Origin of the sequence: Micromonospora sp. DT44, from assembly GCF_049841635.1 — a bacterium.
In the GTDB taxonomy this organism is placed as follows: Bacteria; Actinomycetota; Actinomycetes; order Mycobacteriales; family Micromonosporaceae; genus Micromonospora.
The window spans coordinates 12,977-29,635 of the sequence record NZ_JBNCKS010000016.1 but is presented as its reverse complement, the minus strand read 5'-3'; the positions used below and the strand labels follow the sequence as shown (position 1 = coordinate 29,635).

Genomic DNA, 16,659 nt, shown 5'->3' with positions numbered 1-16,659 from the left:
GCCGCCGTGGCTCCTTCTCCGTCAGGCGAAGCTTGAGGTTGGGGCCGGTCGGGTCGATCGACCCGCTCGAGTGGCGAGTCCGGGGGAGACGCGCCCGGCGGCGACCTCCTCGACCGGTCCAGTCAGCCGGACCGCGCCGCCGGTGTCGACGGAGACGGTGACGGCACCACCGCGCATCCGGACGTCGACCTCGTCGCCCACCAAACCGAGACGCCGCACCGCCGTCGCCGCCGCGCAGGCCCCGCTCCCGGACGCGAGCACTGGCCCGGCACCGCGTTCCCACACCACGACCTCCAGCGACCGCCGATCGCGCACCACCGCGAACTCCACGTTGACCCGGGTGCGGAACGCAGAGTGCCGGCCGATCAGCGGCCCCAGCTCCCGCGCAGCGGCCTCATCGTCTGCCGGTAGGACGACGACCGCGTGCGGGTTTCCGTTGTGGACGCAGGTCACCCGAAGAGTCCGCCCCGCGACGGACAACGGGTGGTCGACGACCGGGCCGGAACCCCCGACCAGGCCGATGATGTCCGCGTCGAAGTCCGGACGACCCAGGTCGATCGACACCAGCCCGGCGATCCGGTCCAGTACCCGGACTTTGGTGTGGCCGAATCCCGTGTCCAGCACGAACTCCGCGCCGCCGTCTCGGGACAGGTGCAGGGCGAGAATGCGCAACCCGTTCGCGCTCCGCTCGCACGGGCTCCCGTCAGGGTTGAACAACCGGACCGGCATGGGCTGGCCCGCGCCCGCGGGCGGTCCCCGGAAGACGATTCCGTCCGCGCCGACCCCGAAGTGCCGGTCGCACATCGCGACCGCCGTCGCCGGTGCGGCGGGCAGCCCGTCCTCCGGATCCACGACCAGGTAGTCGTTGCCCATCGCTTGGTACTTCGCGAAGCGCGGAAGGCCGGCCCTTCGGGACGAGGTCACCTGCGGCTGCCGTCAGCCCACCGCGGGGCGGTCTCGGCGAGCCGCTCGTCAAGGTAGCGCGCGGACGAGTTGAGTCGCCACAGTGTCCCGCGTGCGATGCCAATGCGCATAGCCTCGGAGATCGCCGCCGGCTTCACCACGTTGTGGAACCACCCGGCTGCGTGCTGGGAGTCGACCGTGATGTGCAGTCTGTGGTAGGTGATCCCGACCTCTGGCAGCCCCAGCCGCTCCCATGCGCGCACGACGCACACGAACCGGTCCGGCACCAGCCACTCGGTCATCCCGAGGTAGCCGACCGCCTCGGCGTACCGGTACCGATAGCGCGACAACATCACGGCGAGGTTCCCGGACAGCAGCGCCGTGCCCGTGAGCCGGTCGGCGACCTCCTCCTCCCGCACGTCGAAGACCTCGAAGATCCGTCGGAAGAGCGTGGTGTGCACCTCCTCCGGCCGGCCGTTGCCCATTTCGTCCCAGTAGTTCGCCGCGATCTCCATTTTGGCGGGACCGTCGGTACCGACCTGCATGAGGGCGAGCAGGTCGTCGAACCTCGCGTCGATGACCGACTCCTGGATCATGTACAGACGCAGGTCCTCGGAGTCCGCGTGGTTGCTGATGAAATCCGTGTAGTAGGGATGCTTGTACACGCGGTGCTGCTTGGCCAGCGCCTTCAACCAGGAGACGTAGGCGGCCGGTTCGCTCGGCATGCCGTCCAGTAGGCCGGCTTGGATGTGGGCGTCCTCCGCGTCGCCGGTGGCGGACTCCACCAGGCGGGCGATCTCGTGAATCACGACCGATCCTTCGGCGCTTGGTCTACCCGGAGTGATCCGCAACCCGAGATCATAGATTCGGGCGAGGATCTGTTGCTGCTGCAGGAATGCGTCGGGGTCACCTGCGGTAGCGCGGTCGTTCAGCTCTCTGACCCGATCCAGAACCTGTTCTCGCAGCGCACCTTGCACCGCGCGGTCAAGCTGATCCGCTGATATCGACAGCCAATTAGAGATGTCGTCGACGACAGACGCCGTACGTTGCACGGAAGCGGTTTGTTGCACGGTTGTACCCCCATGGAAATGATGTGTCATCTGATGTCAGTCCCGCGCCGCGGAGGGTTGCCATTGCTTGACCTCGACGCGGTTGTCGTGGAACACCGCACCGCCGCCCATGTCGGCGTCCCGCTCGTTCACCGTCGCGTTGACGGTCGGGCCGCCGGTGAGCTTCATCCAATGGCCCTTCGTGGTCCCTACGACTCCGCTGCGGACGTGCTCGGAGGCGTACGCGGTGGAGACGAATGAACCGCGGTCGTTGAAGACCGCGACCGGTGTGCCGTCGGTCAGCCCACGAGCGGCCATGTCGTCCGGGTGCAGCTCGACCCGTGGCGGACCAGCCCGGCGCCGTAGCTCCGGCTTGTTGGCGAAGACCGAGTTGAGGAAGAAGTGCGAGGCGCCGGCGATCAGCGAGAGCGGGTACCGCGCGGCCAGTTCCGGGTCGGTCGACTCGCGTGGCGGGGTGTATCCCGCCACTGCCTCGAACCCGGCTTCCAGCGCTCGCTCGGACCGGAATTCCAGTTTCCCGGACGGTGTCGGGAAGCCGTCGGCGAACGGCACGAAATCGGCCGGATAGCTCAGTCTCGCCCACCCGTCTCGGCGCAGGGACTCGACATCGATACCGGCCAGCGATGCATGGTCCGTGGCCAGCAGCTGAGCCGCCATATCTTCGTCCGAATCGTAGAGTCGCGGCTCGGACAACCCCATGTGCCGGGCGATTCGGCGGAAGATCTCCGTTGTGGACAGGCAATCGCCCGGAGGGGCCGTCGCCGGCTCGTTCCACGCGATGTACATGTGGCCGTAGCCGTCGAGAACATCGAGGTGCTCGGTCTGCATGGTCGCGGGCAGCACGATGTCGGCGTAGTCGGCGGTGTCGGTCTGGAAGTGGTCGACGACTACCGTGAAGAGGTCTTCGCGGGCGAGCGCCTGGCGAACGCGATGCTGATCCGGGTTGCTGACCACCGGGTTGGCCCCGTAGACGAACAGCGCCTTGACCGGCGGGGTCAGGTCGAGGAGGTTCTGGCCGAGCCGGGTCATGGAGAGCCGCCGCACCGGCGCCGCCCGCAGGTCGCCGCACAGGAGTGCCTCCCGGTTACCGCCGAAGTACCCGTCGGTCGAGTAGGTGAGGCCGCCGCCCAGCCTGCCCCAGTCACCGGTGACGCCGGGCAGGCAGGCGAGCACGCGAACCGCCGCGCCGCCGCCCGCGTGGCGCTGCATCCCGCTGCCGGCGCGGATGCCGGTGGGCCTCGTGGCGGCGATCCGTTCCCCCAGATGCTCGATCTGGGCGCGGGAGACGCCGGTCAACTCCGCGGCCCGTTCCGGGGGGAACTGCTCGATGCGGGCGCGGAACTCGGGCCACCCCACCGTGTGGTCGGCCAGGTAGGCATGGTCCGCCCCACCGGCGGCGACCACCACGTTGAGCAGGCCCAGCGCGAGGGCGGCGTCGGTACCGGGCCGCGGTGCCAGGTGCTCGTCAGCCTGCTGGGTGGTCCTGGTGGCCACCGGGTCGATCGCAACGACGTGCGCGCCCCGCTCGCGTGCCTTGTTGATGAACCGCCACTGGTGATGACTTGTGGTGAGAGTGTTGACGCCCCACAGCAAGATCAACCGCGAGTGGGCCAGCGACTCCGGATCGATACCCCGGTGGGTGCCGGTGGCAAGGTCCGCGCCGACCAGCCCCGCCACCGAGCAGATCGTCATGTCGTGCTCGGAGGCGCCGAGCACGTTCCACAACCGGGCGCCGGCCTGGCCCTGGAGCCCTTGGAGGTACCCGAGGTTGCCCGTTCCCTGGTACGGCCAGATCGACTCGCCGCCGTACTGGCGACGAACCCGGTCGAACTGTTCGGCGATCTCGTCGAACGCCGCGTCCAGGCTGATCCTCGTGAATCTGCCGCTGCCCTTCGGGCCGGTGCGACGCAGCGCATGACGGAGGCGATCGGGCGACGCCGCGTGGTCGAGGTACTGGTTGACCTTCACGCAGAGAGTGCCGTGGGTGAAGGGGTGCTCGGGGCGACCGCGCAACGTGACGGCGGCACCGTCGCGGACGCCCACTATCCAGCTGCAGGCATCCGGGCAGTCCAACGGGCATCCACCCGCGACCTCACGGTCGACCACAGTGACACGTCTACCCGACGCTCTCATTGCGCCGAGGGTTTGCTGTTGAGCACCGCCTGGTCGTGCTCCTCGCCGTACCAACGCTCCGACCAGCGCGAGAACGCGGCGATGACGATGTCGCGGTGCCCCTCCTCGCCGGAGGTGTCCGGGTGCAGATCTGTGACGTCGTGTGCGACGGCGCGGTCATCGAGCAGCGCAGCATGACCAGGCTGGACGGTGCCACGCCAGAACGGCTCGGAGGAGTCGAGGCCCTTCCACAGCCGCATCTCACCCCCGGTCACGTTGTGCCTGTTGAAGACCAGAATCGCGACGTACTCGTGCCCGTCCTTATGGACGCCCTCCGGGGTGACCAGCCCGGGTTTCGCCTCCGTGGCGCGGCTGCGGTTCTGGTGAACGTTCACCTGCCAGCTCTCGGAACGGTTCAGTGGCAGGTTGTCGGCGACCGCGTGCAGGTAGGGGAGGAAGTCGGCCTCCAACGGCTCGTACTCGCGCATGATGCCGCCCGCCACCGTGTTGTACTCGCGGGACTGGCCGTAGGGGCGGTGCGGAAGCAGCTCGAACGCCCAGGCGTCGGAGATGTAGTCAATCTTGTACTGCGAGAAGCGCTTGTAGCGCGTCTTGTTTCCCATGTAGACGTCGAGCGGGACATTGTCGTAGCTGTTCAACACCTCCTGCGAAACCGGAGGCAGATCGATGATGGCATAACCGTCGATGAGTCTTGACATTCGAGTCTTCCGTTCTGTTGGGCAGTCGCGCTAGGGGGAAAGTATCTATATTGATGCGGGTGAATGCTATCCAGTGATTCTCGTGGGCGTCAAGCCCGTCCGTGCAGGACTCTGCCTACCGAAAATTGCAACAAAAATGGGCACCCCGAAACCCTCGATGCCGCCAGCATCGAGGACCGCCACCGACTAAATCAGAAGTACCTGGTCAACTCTCCCCGGCGCCGAATATCGAGAGAACAGCAATGCAATCCGCCCCCTAGGGAACGGCCGTGCCGGAACCGTACGGGCACCGGCTCCACGCCGGCCTGCTCCAGTTGACGCATGAGGGAAACCTGGTTGGACGGGACGAGCACGCGATCCGGGCCCAGCGCGAGGAGGTTCATCCCGACCCAGCGAGAAGCTCGTGGCCAGTCGAAGGCGAAACCGTCATCCTCGATATCGGTGACCCAGAGCGTCTTCCAGCTCCGCAGCTGGCTCGGAATCATTTCGGGCGTCATTTTCGTTGCATTGGCCAACAGCAAGCCCGGCCGAAGTATGTGCAGTGTCGTGTCCACGTGATCAGCGCAGATGGACATCTCGTGGACCGTGAAATCCGGCCCCAAAATTCGCTGAAGCCAACTCGCACCTCGCCGGTTACCGGTGCTGCTGACGTTGAAGAAAATATCGTAGCCGCATCTCAGGAGGTTTGCGGCATCGAACAAGGGCTCCTCGTCGGCAACTACGGAAGCATTCGACTCGTAGATGTACGTGGAGTCCGGCAGCCTCGGCTTCGGCGCCGACAGCCATCGGGCTCCAGAATCGAAGTACCCGCGCAGCAGGTCGCGGTACGGGAAGACCTCGAAGTACCGGGACCGCATCGGCATCGGGACCTCGATCAGCATGTCACCGATGACCGACAGGCAGTCTCGCGGCATGAGCGCATGCATCGCGACGGACGCCCAGTCCGGCGACGCATAATGCTGTCCCGGCACCAGGGGTTCGGGGCGTCGAACGGCGACACCGTGCGACTCGAGTACCGCGGTGAGATCGCGAAAGTCCTCTTCCGCTTCGTCGATGACTCGATCCAGCATCGCGCTGGGGATCTTCTCGCGTTCCGCCTCGACCGGTTGTTCGAAGAAGTGGCGGAGGGAGGGGTCCACGGGCGGGGGAGTGAAGCCGACGGCGGTGCCCAGCACGACCTCCTCCAGCGGGTCCCAGTCGTTGCTGCTCCACACGGCGTTAACGGTCATCGGCAATCCCCTCGATCGGGTGGCAGGCAGCCGGGCACGTCCACGCCTCTGAGGTCGCGCGCAGCAGGATCAAAGCTGCCGGGCCGCGCAGGTGCGTTGCCGGCCTTGTCCGTCTGACGTCGGTGATCGTCGGGTAGGCAAGTCCGGTTGCCCTGCGGCGCACGGCAGATTGAGGTGAGCGTCGACGTCGATGGCGTGCCGTGCCCGTCGCTGTAGATCGCGACGAGACGGCGGGCTTCAACTCACGCGGACACGGTCGCCGAACCGGACCGGGCCCTCACGGATGACCCTCGCGTACACCCCGAAGTTTGTGTGTCTCTTTTCGGCCAGCACCCGCAGGACGTCCTTGTCGCGGGGCACGCCCGGCTGCGGCAGCGTGACCGTCACGCACCGCTCGGTCTGCTCGGTGATCTCGAGTCTCGTGGTCTCCCCGATGGACACCTCGCGGCCGATCCAGTCGTCCCCGAATCCGGGCCCCCACTCCCCGTCGATGACGATATTGGGCCGGAAGCGGGCCACCGGGACCACGGTGCCTCCCGGCACCTCGGCCGCCAGCGCTTTGAGGGAGGAGCGTGAGATCAGGTGGACCGCGCCGATGTCGAAGTGAGGTGTGCCCGATTCCCGGGCGGCCCGCACCGGCTCACCGGCCAGCGTCGTGAGCGCCGCGTCGAGGTCGGGGTCGCCGGCAGCCAGCACGGCGCCGTTCGGCGTGTGAACCTCGACGCGACCGTGGCGTGTGCGCGCCGCGTAGGCGAGCAGGCCGTCGAGGCGACGGACGTGCTTCCAGGTCTTGCAGCTGCCCACCCGCCCGTCCGGGAAGGTGGCGGCCCACTCGCGGTCGCCGGCAACTCCGCGGCTGTCCAGCCGTACGTCATCGACCGGCTCGCCCTGCATGGACTTGAACGGGTATCGGTAGAGTGCTTCGACTGTCGCCTCGACAGCGGACACGAGAGACTCCTTTGCGCGAGGCCCGGACGGTTGGCTGGGCCGGTCATCGGTCGAACAGCACCAGGCTGGCCAGAGCGATGAGGACGGCGCTCGACAGGTAGTTGAGCGCACGCCCCACCCGGGGACGTCTGGCGATCTTGGAGGCCAGGGTGCCTCCGGTGACCCCGACGGTGACATCGATGGGCAGGGCGGTCAGCGGAACGATCAAGCAGAACCCGATCAGGACCAGCAGGCCCGGGTCGTCGAGACTGACGATGATCTGCGGGACCAGGGCGAGGAAGAAGGTGACCGTCTTCGGATTCGTGCCCTCCACTACGAAGCCCTGCAGGTAGCTGCGCAAGCCGGACACCCTGGCCGGTCTCTCGGTTCGCACCGTGAACGGCTGGTCACGGAGCCCCGAGATGCCCAGATAGAGCAGGTACGCCGCACCGGCGATCCGCAGCATCGTGAAGGCCAGCTCGGACGAGGCGATCAGGGCGGACGCGCCGATCGCCGTCAGGAGCGCCCACATCGCACTCCCGCTGGCCAGCCCGAAGGCCGCGAACACTCCGGCGATCCGTCCGTTGACGACGCTGCGGGACATCACGTAAAGGATCGACGGCCCGGGGCTCAGGTTCAGCAGGAACGCACTGAGAGCGAACGAGGCAAGGATGGTGAGCGTCAACCGGCTGGTCCTTTCTGCTGAGCTCCGGAAAAGCGTCGCCAACGCGACGGAGTCACAGGTACGTCTCGAGTCCGCCGCGCCGGCGTACGTCCAGCGAACAGCAGTGCAGTCCGCCACCGAAGGTGCGGCCGTGCCGGAAGCTGGTGGGGACCGCGGTGATCCCGGCGTTCTCCAGCTGCTTGATCACCCGGGTCTGGTTGGCCGGCACCACGACCGTGTCGGGGCCGATGGCCAGAATGTTCATGCCGACCCAGACGGAGGCGCGCGGCCAGTCGAAGGCATAGCCGTCGTCCTCTGGTGTGTCCACCCAGATGGTCTTCCAGGACTGCAGCGGGGCGGGAATCCGATCCGCGGTGAGGCGTTCCGAGTTGGCCAGCAGCAGCCCCGGCCGCAGGATGTGCAACGTCGTTCCGACGTGATCACTGCAGATGGAGATCTCGTGCACCCGGAAGTCCGAGCCCAGCTGCCGGCGTAGCCAGGCCGCCCCCCGCCGGTTACCGGTGTTGCTCACGTTGAAGAAGATGTCGGTCCCGCACCGGAGCATGTTGGCGGCGTCGAACAACGGCTCACGCTCCGCCACGACCGAGGCGCCAGGTTCGTACACGTAGGTCTCGTCGGGCAGCAGGGGCTTCGGTGCCGAGAACCAGGAGGCGCCCGCATCGGAGTACTCCCGGAGCAGGCCCCGGAACGGGGCGGTCTCGAAGTAGCGGGCACGCATCGGCATCGGCGCCTCGATGATGCGGTCGCCGATCACCAGCAGGCAGTCCCGCGGCATCAGCGCGTGCATGGCGACCGAATCCCACTCCGGAGTGGCGTAGCTCCGGCCCACAGTGGTCGCGTCCGGGCGGCGCACCCGTACGCCGGCACTCGTCAGCGTCTCGGTCAGTTGGGCGAAGTCCTCCTCGGTCTCGTCCACCACGCGTTGCAGCGTGCTGGCGTCGATCCGCTCGTTCCCGGCATCCGCCGGGGGCTCGAAGAAGTGCCTCAGCGAAACGTCCACCGGAGGCGGGGTGAGGCCGGCCGCGGAGCCGAGAATGACCTCCTCCAGCGGATCCCAGTCGTTGACACTCCAGACGGTGTGCGTCATCACTGCTCCTTGGTTCGGCTCGGGCGGAAGCTGAGACCGAATGGCTGGTCCGTGGGCATGAGCTCGATGAGGCTCACGTTGACTCGCTGAGGCTGGGAGATGCACCACTCCACCGCCTCGGCGATGTCCTGCGGGGTGAGCGGGTCGGTGCCGTCGTACAGGGCGTCTGCTCGCTCCTGATCCCCGTCGAACCGGGTCACAGCGAATTCCGTACGGGCCATGCCGGGGGCGATGCAGCTGACGCGGATGCCGCGACCCTCCAGGTCGGTTCGCATGTTGAGACTGAGCTGGTGGACGAATGCCTTGGTGCCGCCGTAGACGTTCCCACCGAGGTAGGGGTACACCGCGGCAATGGAGCCGATGTTCACCACGTGGCCGCGGCCGGCGGCCAGCATGAGGGGCAGGGCCGCGCGGACGCAGTGCAGGAGTCCCAGCACATTCGTGTCGACCATCTCGCGCCAGTGGCGCAGATCGGCGTCCTGAATCGGGCCGAAGCCCTTCGAGAGACCGGCATTGTTGACGAGGATGCCCACATCGGAGAACGGTGCGGGCAGGTTGCCGAGAGCCTGGGCGACGGCGTCTCCGTCCCGTACGTCGACGGTCAGCGGATGCACCAGGTCGTGGCCGAGGCGGTCGGCGAGTTCGGTGAGTCGTTCGGTGCGACGGGCCAGCGCCACGACCGGCCGCCCGGTCTTCACCAGTCGCTCGACGGTGGCCCGGCCGAATCCCGACGAGGCGCCGGTCACTATCGCAGAGGGCAGGTTTGTCACTGTTCTGTACCCTTTCCCGTAGGCCGACGACCGTCAGATCCGGCGGCGGTAGACGACGGAATTGCGCGTGGGATCCAGCTGGCTCACCCAGCGCCGAGGCCCGGCAGGGGGCCCGACCTCAACAAACCCGTGTCCGAGGAACCACGCGTTGGCCGGGCTGGACGCCGCGTACAGTGCACGCGCCGATGATCGGGCCGCCTCCTGGAGGATCCTGTCGAGCAGGAGGCTCCCGGTCCGGCGGCCCTGGAAGCTGCTCTGGACGCACAGGTTGTCCAGGACCCAGTCGCTCCCGAAACGCTGGACGCCGGCGCAGGCCACAATCCGGCTGTCGTCCTCGACGACCAGGAAGTCGGCGTGACGCCGGGCGAACTCACCGACGTCGCGATGGCGCAGCCGACCGAGCGCGACGAACGGAGCGGACAGGTCGTGCAGGGCCTCCGCGTCCGCCCGGCGGGCTCGTCGCAGCGACAGGAGACGAGCCTTACTGACCGCGGTCTTCACCGAGCCATCCCGTCGAACGTCGCCGAGGCGCCCGAGATCGGGCACCGCCACTCTGCCGGCTGCGGCCGTCCTGAGTACTGGAGGGCCTCCGGCTGCTCCCCGAAGTCCGCGAGGTTCGGGTTGATGGACCCCTGAAGCCGCAGCTCGCGGGCCCGGATCTTGTCCTGGAGCGAGGCGTAGAGCCCATCCTGCTTCAACTGGTCGAACTGCTTGTGGGAGTTGAAGACGAGCACCGGGTGCGTGAACCGACGGGAAATCCTCGACGCCTGGGAGTGCAGACCCACGACGAAGAACGGATGTCCGGCGACGCTGTAGGCGAAGTCCAGGGCATGGGGGTCACTGGAGACGCCCGGCGCCCACGCGTATTTCTCCCGATCCACTTGGCGAAGCATGGCGAGCTGCGTCCAGAGGGTGTGCTCGAACTCCACCTCGCTCAGCCGCCGCGGATTCTCGAAAATCGCCGCGAAGGAGCTGAACCTGGTCTCGTGCAGCCGGGTCCGGTCGACGAAGCCGACAATCTCCCGGTGCAGTTCCCGAGTGCTGTCGAGGTCGAGCATCGACTTCAGCTCGACGCAATACAATTGCTTCTGACGTAACGACGCGCGTGCTCCGAGGCAGGAGAAAGCGGTGCCATCAATCCAATCCTCGAATGCTGATGTCGGAGGCCTAGATTTCTGGGCAAAGTCATCCTGTCGAGCCATCGAAATTCCCCGTAACTTGATTGCACCACCGTGATATAGGCACGAACATGACCCCCCCAGCCATCTGTCTTGGTCAAGCATGGCCAGTGATGTAGGCTGATTTCTTGACGGCGAGTTGACAGCGACGTTGACACGATGAGGTGCTACCTGGGCCGCAGGGGTGTTTCGGGCTTAGGTGATCTACGGGGGCATTGTGGGCTTGATCATTCTCGGGCCGGTGGAGGGTCGATCGCAGGGTCGGCCGTCGTCGATGGGAAGACCGCAGCAGTGCACGGTCCTGGCCGCGCTGGCCGTGGAGGTCGGACGGACGGTGCCGGCCGATGTGCTCGTCGAGCGGGTGTGGGGCCAGGAGCCACCCGAGCGGGCGCGGCGCACCTTGCACAGTCACATCACCCGCATCCGGCGATCGCTGGAGACAATCGATACGGGATTCGGGGATCCGGCCCGGCTGGTGCTGGGCTCGGGGGGCTACCGCCTCGACATGGAGCCCGACGACATCGACCTACACCGTTTCCGCAGGCTGGTGAAGCGGGCCGACAGGCGGCTGTGCTCCGAGGCCGACGCGCGGGTACTGCTCCGGCAAGCCGTCGCCTTGTGGCGCGGCGAGCCACTTGCCGGCCTGAACAGCGCCTGGGCCGAACGCACTCGGAACGCGTGGACGCTGGAGCGGCTGGACGCCGTGGTCGCCTGGGCCCGGACGGAGCTGGCGATCGGGGACCCACAGGCGGTCATCGCCGAGCTGAACGCGCTGGCCTACGACTTTCCGCTGGTGGAAAGCCTGGCGGCGACACTGATTCAGGCCCAGTACGCCGCTGACGCACGAGCGAGGCCCTCGACCGCTACGCGGCCGTGCGCCGGCAAATGGTCGATGCGCTCGGCATCGAGCCGGGTCCCGAGCTGCAGCAGGTGCAGCAGGCGATCCTGCAGGGTGACCGGATCGGACCTACCGGCCCGGCGACCAGTCGTGACGCCGTTCTCGCGCCGCAGGTCCGGATCCCGCCGCAGCGTCCGACCCATGCCGTCGCCGGGCCCGCACCGCGCCGGCACCTGGTCGTTCCGGCGCAGCTGCCGATCGACGTCCGGGGGTTCGCCGGCCGCGAATCGGAGATGGCCCAGTTGACGGACATTCTCGAAAGCTCCCAGGCGGAGAAGCAGCCCGCGCTGTGCGTCCTTTGGAGTGCCGCTGGGTCAGGCAAGACCTCACTCGCGGTGCACTGGGCACACCGGGTGGCGCAGCAGTTCCCGGAGGGGCAGCTGTACGCCAACCTGCGAGGCTTCGAGCCGAGCGGCGTGGTGGTGCGGCCGGAAGAGGTCATTCGCATGTTCCTGGACACGTTCCAGGTGCCGCCGCAGAGCATCCCGGTCAGCCTGGAGGCACAGGCGGCGTTGTACCGCAGCTACGTCGCTGGTCGCCGAATGCTCGTGGTTCTGGACAACGCGCGTGACGTCGACCAGGTCCGGCCCCTGTTGCCCGGCACCGCCGACTGCCTGGTCCTGGTCACCAGTCGCCGTGCGCTGCCCAGCCTCGTGGCGAGCGAGGGCGCTCATCCGATCGCGGTGGGCCCATTGCCGTACGACGAGGCCAGGCGGGTGCTCTCCAACCGGCTGGGCGCCGCTCGGGTCGCGGCGGACAGTGCGGCCGTCGACCGGCTCGTCGCCCGGTGTGCCGGGTTGCCGCTCGCCCTGGCCCTCGTCGCCGCACGCGTCGCGACCCACCCTGACCTGGACCTTCGTACGCTCGCCGACGAGCTCGACGTGGCTGTTGGATCGACCGAGGCGCCGGCCGAGGCCGGGAGGGGCGTCCACGTCGTATTCGTGTGGACCTACCGGACGCTGAGCCCGGCCGCGGCGAGACTGTTCCGCCTGCTGGGACTCTCGCCCGGTCCGGACATCGACGAACTGGCCGTGGCCCACCTCGCGGCGCTGGACCTGCCCACGACGAGGGCGTTGCTCAATGAGCTGCAGGACGCCCAGATGGTCAGCGAGCACAAGCTGGCCCGGCTGTCCTTGCACGAGTTGCTCCGGGGCTATGCGATGGACCTGGTCCGCGCGGTGGAAACCGCGGAGGAGCGGTCCGCCGCTGTTCGCCGGCTGCTCACCCACTACGTGACCTCGTCACGCCGCGCCGCCGTACTGCTCGAGCGGCATCTGTCCCAGGACCCTGTGGAGGGCCCGGACGCCGGATCTTCCCGTCTCACGACGGCCCGGGAATCGGTGGAGTGGTTTACCGCCGAGCACGCGATGCTGCTCGACATCGTTCGCCGGGCCGCGGATGAGGGTCATGACGCGAGCCTGTGCAGCCTCGCTCGATCGCTGATGGAGTACTTCAACCGCCAGGGCCATTGGCGGGACCAGATCAACACGCAGCGGCTCGCCCTGGACGCGGCCCGGCGGCTCGGCGACCGGCGCGCCATGGGTCAGGCGCACCGCGGCATCGGGGTGGCCCATGCCTGGCTGGGCCAGTACGACGACGCTTACACGCACAGCCGGAGTGCGCTCGACCTCGCCTGCGAGGTCGGTTCGACGAGTGATCAGGCCCAGGCGCATCTGGCCCTGGCGCGCGTCTTCGAGCGGCAGGGCCGCCACCGCGAAGCGCTCGACCACGATCAGGCCGCCCTCATGCTGGCCGAGATCGCGAACGACCGGCTGGCGCACGCGGTCTCGCTCAACAATGTCGGTTGGTCGCTGGCCATGTTGGAGCAGTACGAGGCCGCCAAGGACTACTGCGGCCGGGCCCTGATGGTGCTGCGGGAGGTCGGCGATCCCTCTGGGCAGGCGGCGACCTGGGACAGCCTGGGCTACATCAACCACCAGCTGCACTATTCGGCCGAGGCGCTCGAGTGCTACCGCGAGGCGATCAGATTGAACCGGGAGGCCGGGAACCGTTACGCCGAGGCCGACAGCCAGCACCACCTCGGCAACACTCTGATGACACTGGGCGACTTCGCGGGTGCCAAGGGATGCTGGCAGCAGGCCGTGGTCATCCTCGACGAGTTGAATCACCCCGACGCCGAGACGGTGCGGGAAAGGCTGACCGGTCTCGAGCAGGCGCAATCCGGGATCGGCTGGGGGCGCTGATCGCCCGGCCGGCCCGGCATGGGCCGGCCGGCCGAGCTCGCGGCAGATAGTCCTGGCTCAGGAATCGTGACTGGTGGCCGCCCCTACCCGGACGGCGACGGGGGCCACCAGGAGGGCTCGCCCTCTCGGTAATGCGGTGACGGCGGCGATAAGCACGGCCGCAGCGGACGCCGAGATGAGCACCGCTGGGGCAATGAAGTTCCCGACAGCGGCCAGTGTGAGTCCGGCGAGCGGCATCGGCACAATCAGCAGCATCCCAAAGAGCCCCACGGTCGCCGCGTAGTTCTCCAGTGGCACCCGACGCGCTCTAACGACCCGGATGTACACGCTGAAGAATGCGTCGAGCAACAGGAACGCACCGAGGCATCCAGCGAAAACCCAGAGCCGGGCCCCCAGCGCGACGCCCAACGCGGCCAGGCACATCCCCACCGCGACCGCGATCCCGATCGTCGACAGCGGCACACGCGAGGTCAGCCGGTGGAAGGTCAACAGGCCGACGATGGCCGGCACGCTGCTCGCCGCGTACATCAGGCCCAGCTCACTGCTGCTTGTCCCGAACGTTCCGAACGCGATCTGGGGCGCAGCCCCGTTGATCAGCGCGAGCACGTAATTCAGGCCCATGGTGACCAGGACGATCCGTCGCAGGACGGGGTCCTCGAGCGCACCGCGTACGGTCGCGCGCAGGGTGCGCTTCGCTGTCGAGGTGGGCGCCGTACCGTCCGAGGGGACCGATATCGACATCCGCAGCGAGACTCCGAACAGACCCGCCGCCACGAACATCAGCACCGGCGGTGGGAACGACAGCACCACGCCCGCCGCCGCCGGCCCCAGGACTATCGCCGCCTGCTCGAAGGCGGTCAGCTGCGATTGGAATCGCTCCTGCCCCTCGGGGCGGACCAAGGACAGTCCGATCTTCTCGCCACCGACGAAAGTCAATTCGAAGCAGAGGCCCACGACCATCGCAAATATCATCAGCACCGGCAGCACTGCACCGGGATATACCGCCATCATCAGCCCAGCCACGAGCGCCGTCGCAGTCCTGGTCAGATCCGCAACGACCATCAAGGTCCGCTGCCGTATATTGTCGAGCCGCAGGATCGCTGCCGACAGTCCCAGGAGCCTCGGTCCCCATTGGAAAAAAACCGCCGCGCCCGACCAGCGCACATCGGCGGTCAAGCTGTAGGCGAGCACTGGTACGGCGAACAGGACCAAATAGTCGCACAGCCAGCTGGCGAACCGCATCACATAATATCTCGCGATACTCACGACGAATACGCTGCAACTGGTCGCAGTTCCCGGCCCAGTCGCTCGTTGATAGTCAAAGCGGTGTCTGGATCGGAAGCGCGATAGCGGATATAGGCCACACGCCGAAGGGCCTCATAGGTCGAGGGAATCTGCTCGCCGGCGGGGACCAGCACCTTTCGCTCCACGACATCGGCGTAGCGCGGCACGTCGTCCCATCCCTCGATACGCGTATACGCGGTGATGCTGCCGGGGTCCACAAAGCGAATGCCCGCAGCCCTACCGGATGCCGCGTGTTCGTCGAGGCAGGTCTCCGGGTTCGCGCCGACCGCCATCAACAGGGCGGCGTCCGCCATCGACACACCTGTGACGTCGGCTACCAGGTGCACGATCTGGTCTCCCGGCAGCCGTGCGGCGATCTCCATGAGTACCGGTCCGTTCGTGGACAGGCGTACCTCGCAATGGAACACGCTGTTGTCCAGCCCGACCGCCCGGACCACCTGGCCGACGTACCGCTCGATCGCACCCAGATCGTTCGGTCCCAGAGGGGCGGGTGTGATGTGACCGAACTCGACAAAGGTCGGCTCGGGGCCGAGGAGCTTCCTGGTCACTGCGGCGATGCGCACGGCGCCGCGCCAAACATATCCGTCGGCGCTGTACTCGTCGCCGGAGACGTACTCCTCGATGACGACCTCGTCACCGAGCGGCCTGCCGAGGTCGATCATGCCATCGGCTTCGATGGCGGCGTACGCCCGTACAGCCTCAGCCGTGTCGCTCGCCTTCAAGACGTGGATGCTGCTTGACGACTCAACCGGTTTGACCACCACCGGGAACGTGAGCTCCGCGCACGCGAGCTCCGCCTCGGCGCGGGAGGCCACCTTCCGATGCCGGGGCGACCGGACGCCGGCGCGCTGCAGCGCCTCACGCATCTCGGCCTTGTTCCGAACGAGCGCGACATCGGCGGTGTTCAGGCCCGGCAGGCCGAGCTTCTCCGCAACCAGCGCCGCGATCTCGACGTGAAACTCCGAACCGGCAACGACACCATCGAGTCCCGCCCCGACTGGCGAGCGACTCACCGCTTCAACGATGGCGTGGGCGTCATTCGTATCTACCCGTACGACGGTGGATGCCAGGTCCTTGGTCGCCGCCGTCAGGGTTCGGTCGTCGGCATCGAAGCTGGCAACCACGGTGTTCCAACCCATGGCAGCGGCTCGGACGACGAGCTCGTTGCCGGAAGATACCGGTTCAACGATGAGTACTGATGTCATCGTTCCTCTTGAGTCGTGTACTGCACATCGACTGTCATACGACGACGGCGGTGGCGGGACAGATGGACACGATCGATCAAGCTAGCACCATCCACAACGGACACTCACATCGGCTGGAAGGCTTATTCCGTAACGATTTGTCGTGGGCCCGGGCGGCGACCGGCAGCGTTGCGACCGTCGCGTCCGGATACAACAGCGCTATCCGGACGCGACCGCGCCCTGGCGGTGAGCAGGGCCGCCCGCACGGGCGCAGCGAGGGCTCCAACCAGGGCCACGGCTCCGGCTACCGCCCCAATGACGCCTTGTTCGGTGGACATGACTGCGTCCTCTCGTGACCGATGCCTGCTATCTAGACATTGCACGCCCG

The 16,659-nt window shown here is 67.4% G+C and carries 14 protein-coding genes and 1 pseudogene; 2 read left to right on the top strand and 13 right to left on the bottom strand.

From position 1 onward, the window contains the following. Positions 1 to 21: 21 nt before the first annotated feature. The 11 genes from dapF to gntA form a co-directional block, all read right to left on the bottom strand. The gene (dapF, locus tag ACLQ25_RS11775) at positions 22 to 924 is read right to left on the bottom strand and encodes a diaminopimelate epimerase (RefSeq protein ID WP_425730912.1); all 903 of its coding nucleotides are present in this window, start codon (positions 922 to 924) and stop codon (positions 22 to 24) included. Further along, positions 921 to 1,973 carry an iron-containing redox enzyme family protein gene (locus tag ACLQ25_RS11770; protein WP_425730911.1) on the bottom strand — a complete coding sequence of 351 codons (1,053 nt, stop codon included), beginning with the start codon at positions 1,971 to 1,973 and terminating at the stop codon, positions 921 to 923. Before ACLQ25_RS11770 ends, dapF begins: the two co-directional genes overlap by 4 nt. A 36-nt stretch (positions 1,974 to 2,009) precedes the next feature. Continuing rightward, a complete protein-coding gene (locus tag ACLQ25_RS11765; protein ID WP_425730910.1) occupies positions 2,010 to 4,106 on the bottom strand; it encodes a molybdopterin-containing oxidoreductase family protein in 2,097 nt (698 codons plus the stop codon). Further along, on the bottom strand, positions 4,103 to 4,804 hold the full coding sequence (locus tag ACLQ25_RS11760) for a 2OG-Fe dioxygenase family protein (RefSeq protein ID WP_425730909.1): 702 nt from the start codon (positions 4,802 to 4,804) through the stop codon (positions 4,103 to 4,105). Before ACLQ25_RS11760 ends, ACLQ25_RS11765 begins: the two co-directional genes overlap by 4 nt. A 191-nt stretch (positions 4,805 to 4,995) precedes the next feature. Further along, positions 4,996 to 6,033, bottom strand: coding sequence for a hypothetical protein (locus ACLQ25_RS11755; protein WP_425730908.1), 1,038 nt, complete (start codon positions 6,031 to 6,033; stop codon positions 4,996 to 4,998). 237 nt (positions 6,034 to 6,270) lie between these two features. Next, positions 6,271 to 6,981 carry an MOSC domain-containing protein gene (locus ACLQ25_RS11750; RefSeq protein ID WP_425730907.1) on the bottom strand — a complete coding sequence of 237 codons (711 nt, stop codon included), beginning with the start codon at positions 6,979 to 6,981 and terminating at the stop codon, positions 6,271 to 6,273. Positions 6,982 to 7,024: 43 nt separating this feature from the next. After that, positions 7,025 to 7,645: a LysE family translocator gene (locus ACLQ25_RS11745; protein ID WP_425730906.1), complete on the bottom strand. Its 621-nt coding sequence runs from the start codon at positions 7,643 to 7,645 to the stop codon at positions 7,025 to 7,027. Between the two features lie 52 nt (positions 7,646 to 7,697). Beyond that, positions 7,698 to 8,732 (bottom strand): hypothetical protein, encoded by a 1,035-nt coding sequence (locus ACLQ25_RS11740; protein WP_425730905.1) that lies wholly within the window; start codon positions 8,730 to 8,732, stop codon positions 7,698 to 7,700. Next, complete coding sequence (locus ACLQ25_RS11735; RefSeq protein ID WP_425730904.1) at positions 8,732 to 9,478, bottom strand: SDR family NAD(P)-dependent oxidoreductase; 747 nt, start codon at positions 9,476 to 9,478, stop codon at positions 8,732 to 8,734. The genes ACLQ25_RS11740 and ACLQ25_RS11735 overlap by 1 nt, the downstream gene beginning before the upstream one ends. 57 nt (positions 9,479 to 9,535) lie before the next feature. Further along, entirely contained in the window at positions 9,536 to 10,003 is a 468-nt protein-coding gene (locus tag ACLQ25_RS11730; RefSeq protein ID WP_425730903.1) for a GNAT family N-acetyltransferase, read from the bottom strand. Continuing rightward, a complete protein-coding gene (gene gntA / locus ACLQ25_RS11725; protein WP_425730902.1) occupies positions 10,000 to 10,704 on the bottom strand; it encodes a guanitoxin biosynthesis heme-dependent pre-guanitoxin N-hydroxylase GntA in 705 nt (234 codons plus the stop codon). The genes ACLQ25_RS11730 and gntA overlap by 4 nt, the downstream gene beginning before the upstream one ends. A 250-nt stretch (positions 10,705 to 10,954) precedes the next feature. Between gntA and ACLQ25_RS11720 the strand changes: the two are divergent. Both ACLQ25_RS11720 and ACLQ25_RS11715 read left to right on the top strand, forming a co-directional pair. Next, positions 10,955 to 11,568: pseudogene (locus ACLQ25_RS11720) on the top strand (AfsR/SARP family transcriptional regulator); the annotation flags it as partial. Next, positions 11,566 to 13,782 carry a tetratricopeptide repeat protein gene (locus ACLQ25_RS11715; RefSeq protein WP_425730993.1) on the top strand — a complete coding sequence of 739 codons (2,217 nt, stop codon included), beginning with the start codon at positions 11,566 to 11,568 and terminating at the stop codon, positions 13,780 to 13,782. The pseudogene ACLQ25_RS11720 and the gene ACLQ25_RS11715, both read left to right, overlap by 3 nt. Before the next feature lie 57 nt (positions 13,783 to 13,839). Here ACLQ25_RS11715 and ACLQ25_RS11710 read toward each other — a convergent pair whose 3' ends face one another. Beyond that, positions 13,840 to 15,048, bottom strand: coding sequence for a hypothetical protein (locus tag ACLQ25_RS11710; RefSeq protein WP_425730901.1), 1,209 nt, complete (start codon positions 15,046 to 15,048; stop codon positions 13,840 to 13,842). After that, entirely contained in the window at positions 15,045 to 16,292 is a 1,248-nt protein-coding gene (locus ACLQ25_RS11705; protein WP_425730900.1) for an ATP-grasp domain-containing protein, read from the bottom strand. Before ACLQ25_RS11705 ends, ACLQ25_RS11710 begins: the two co-directional genes overlap by 4 nt. Positions 16,293 to 16,659: the final 367 nt, after the last annotated feature.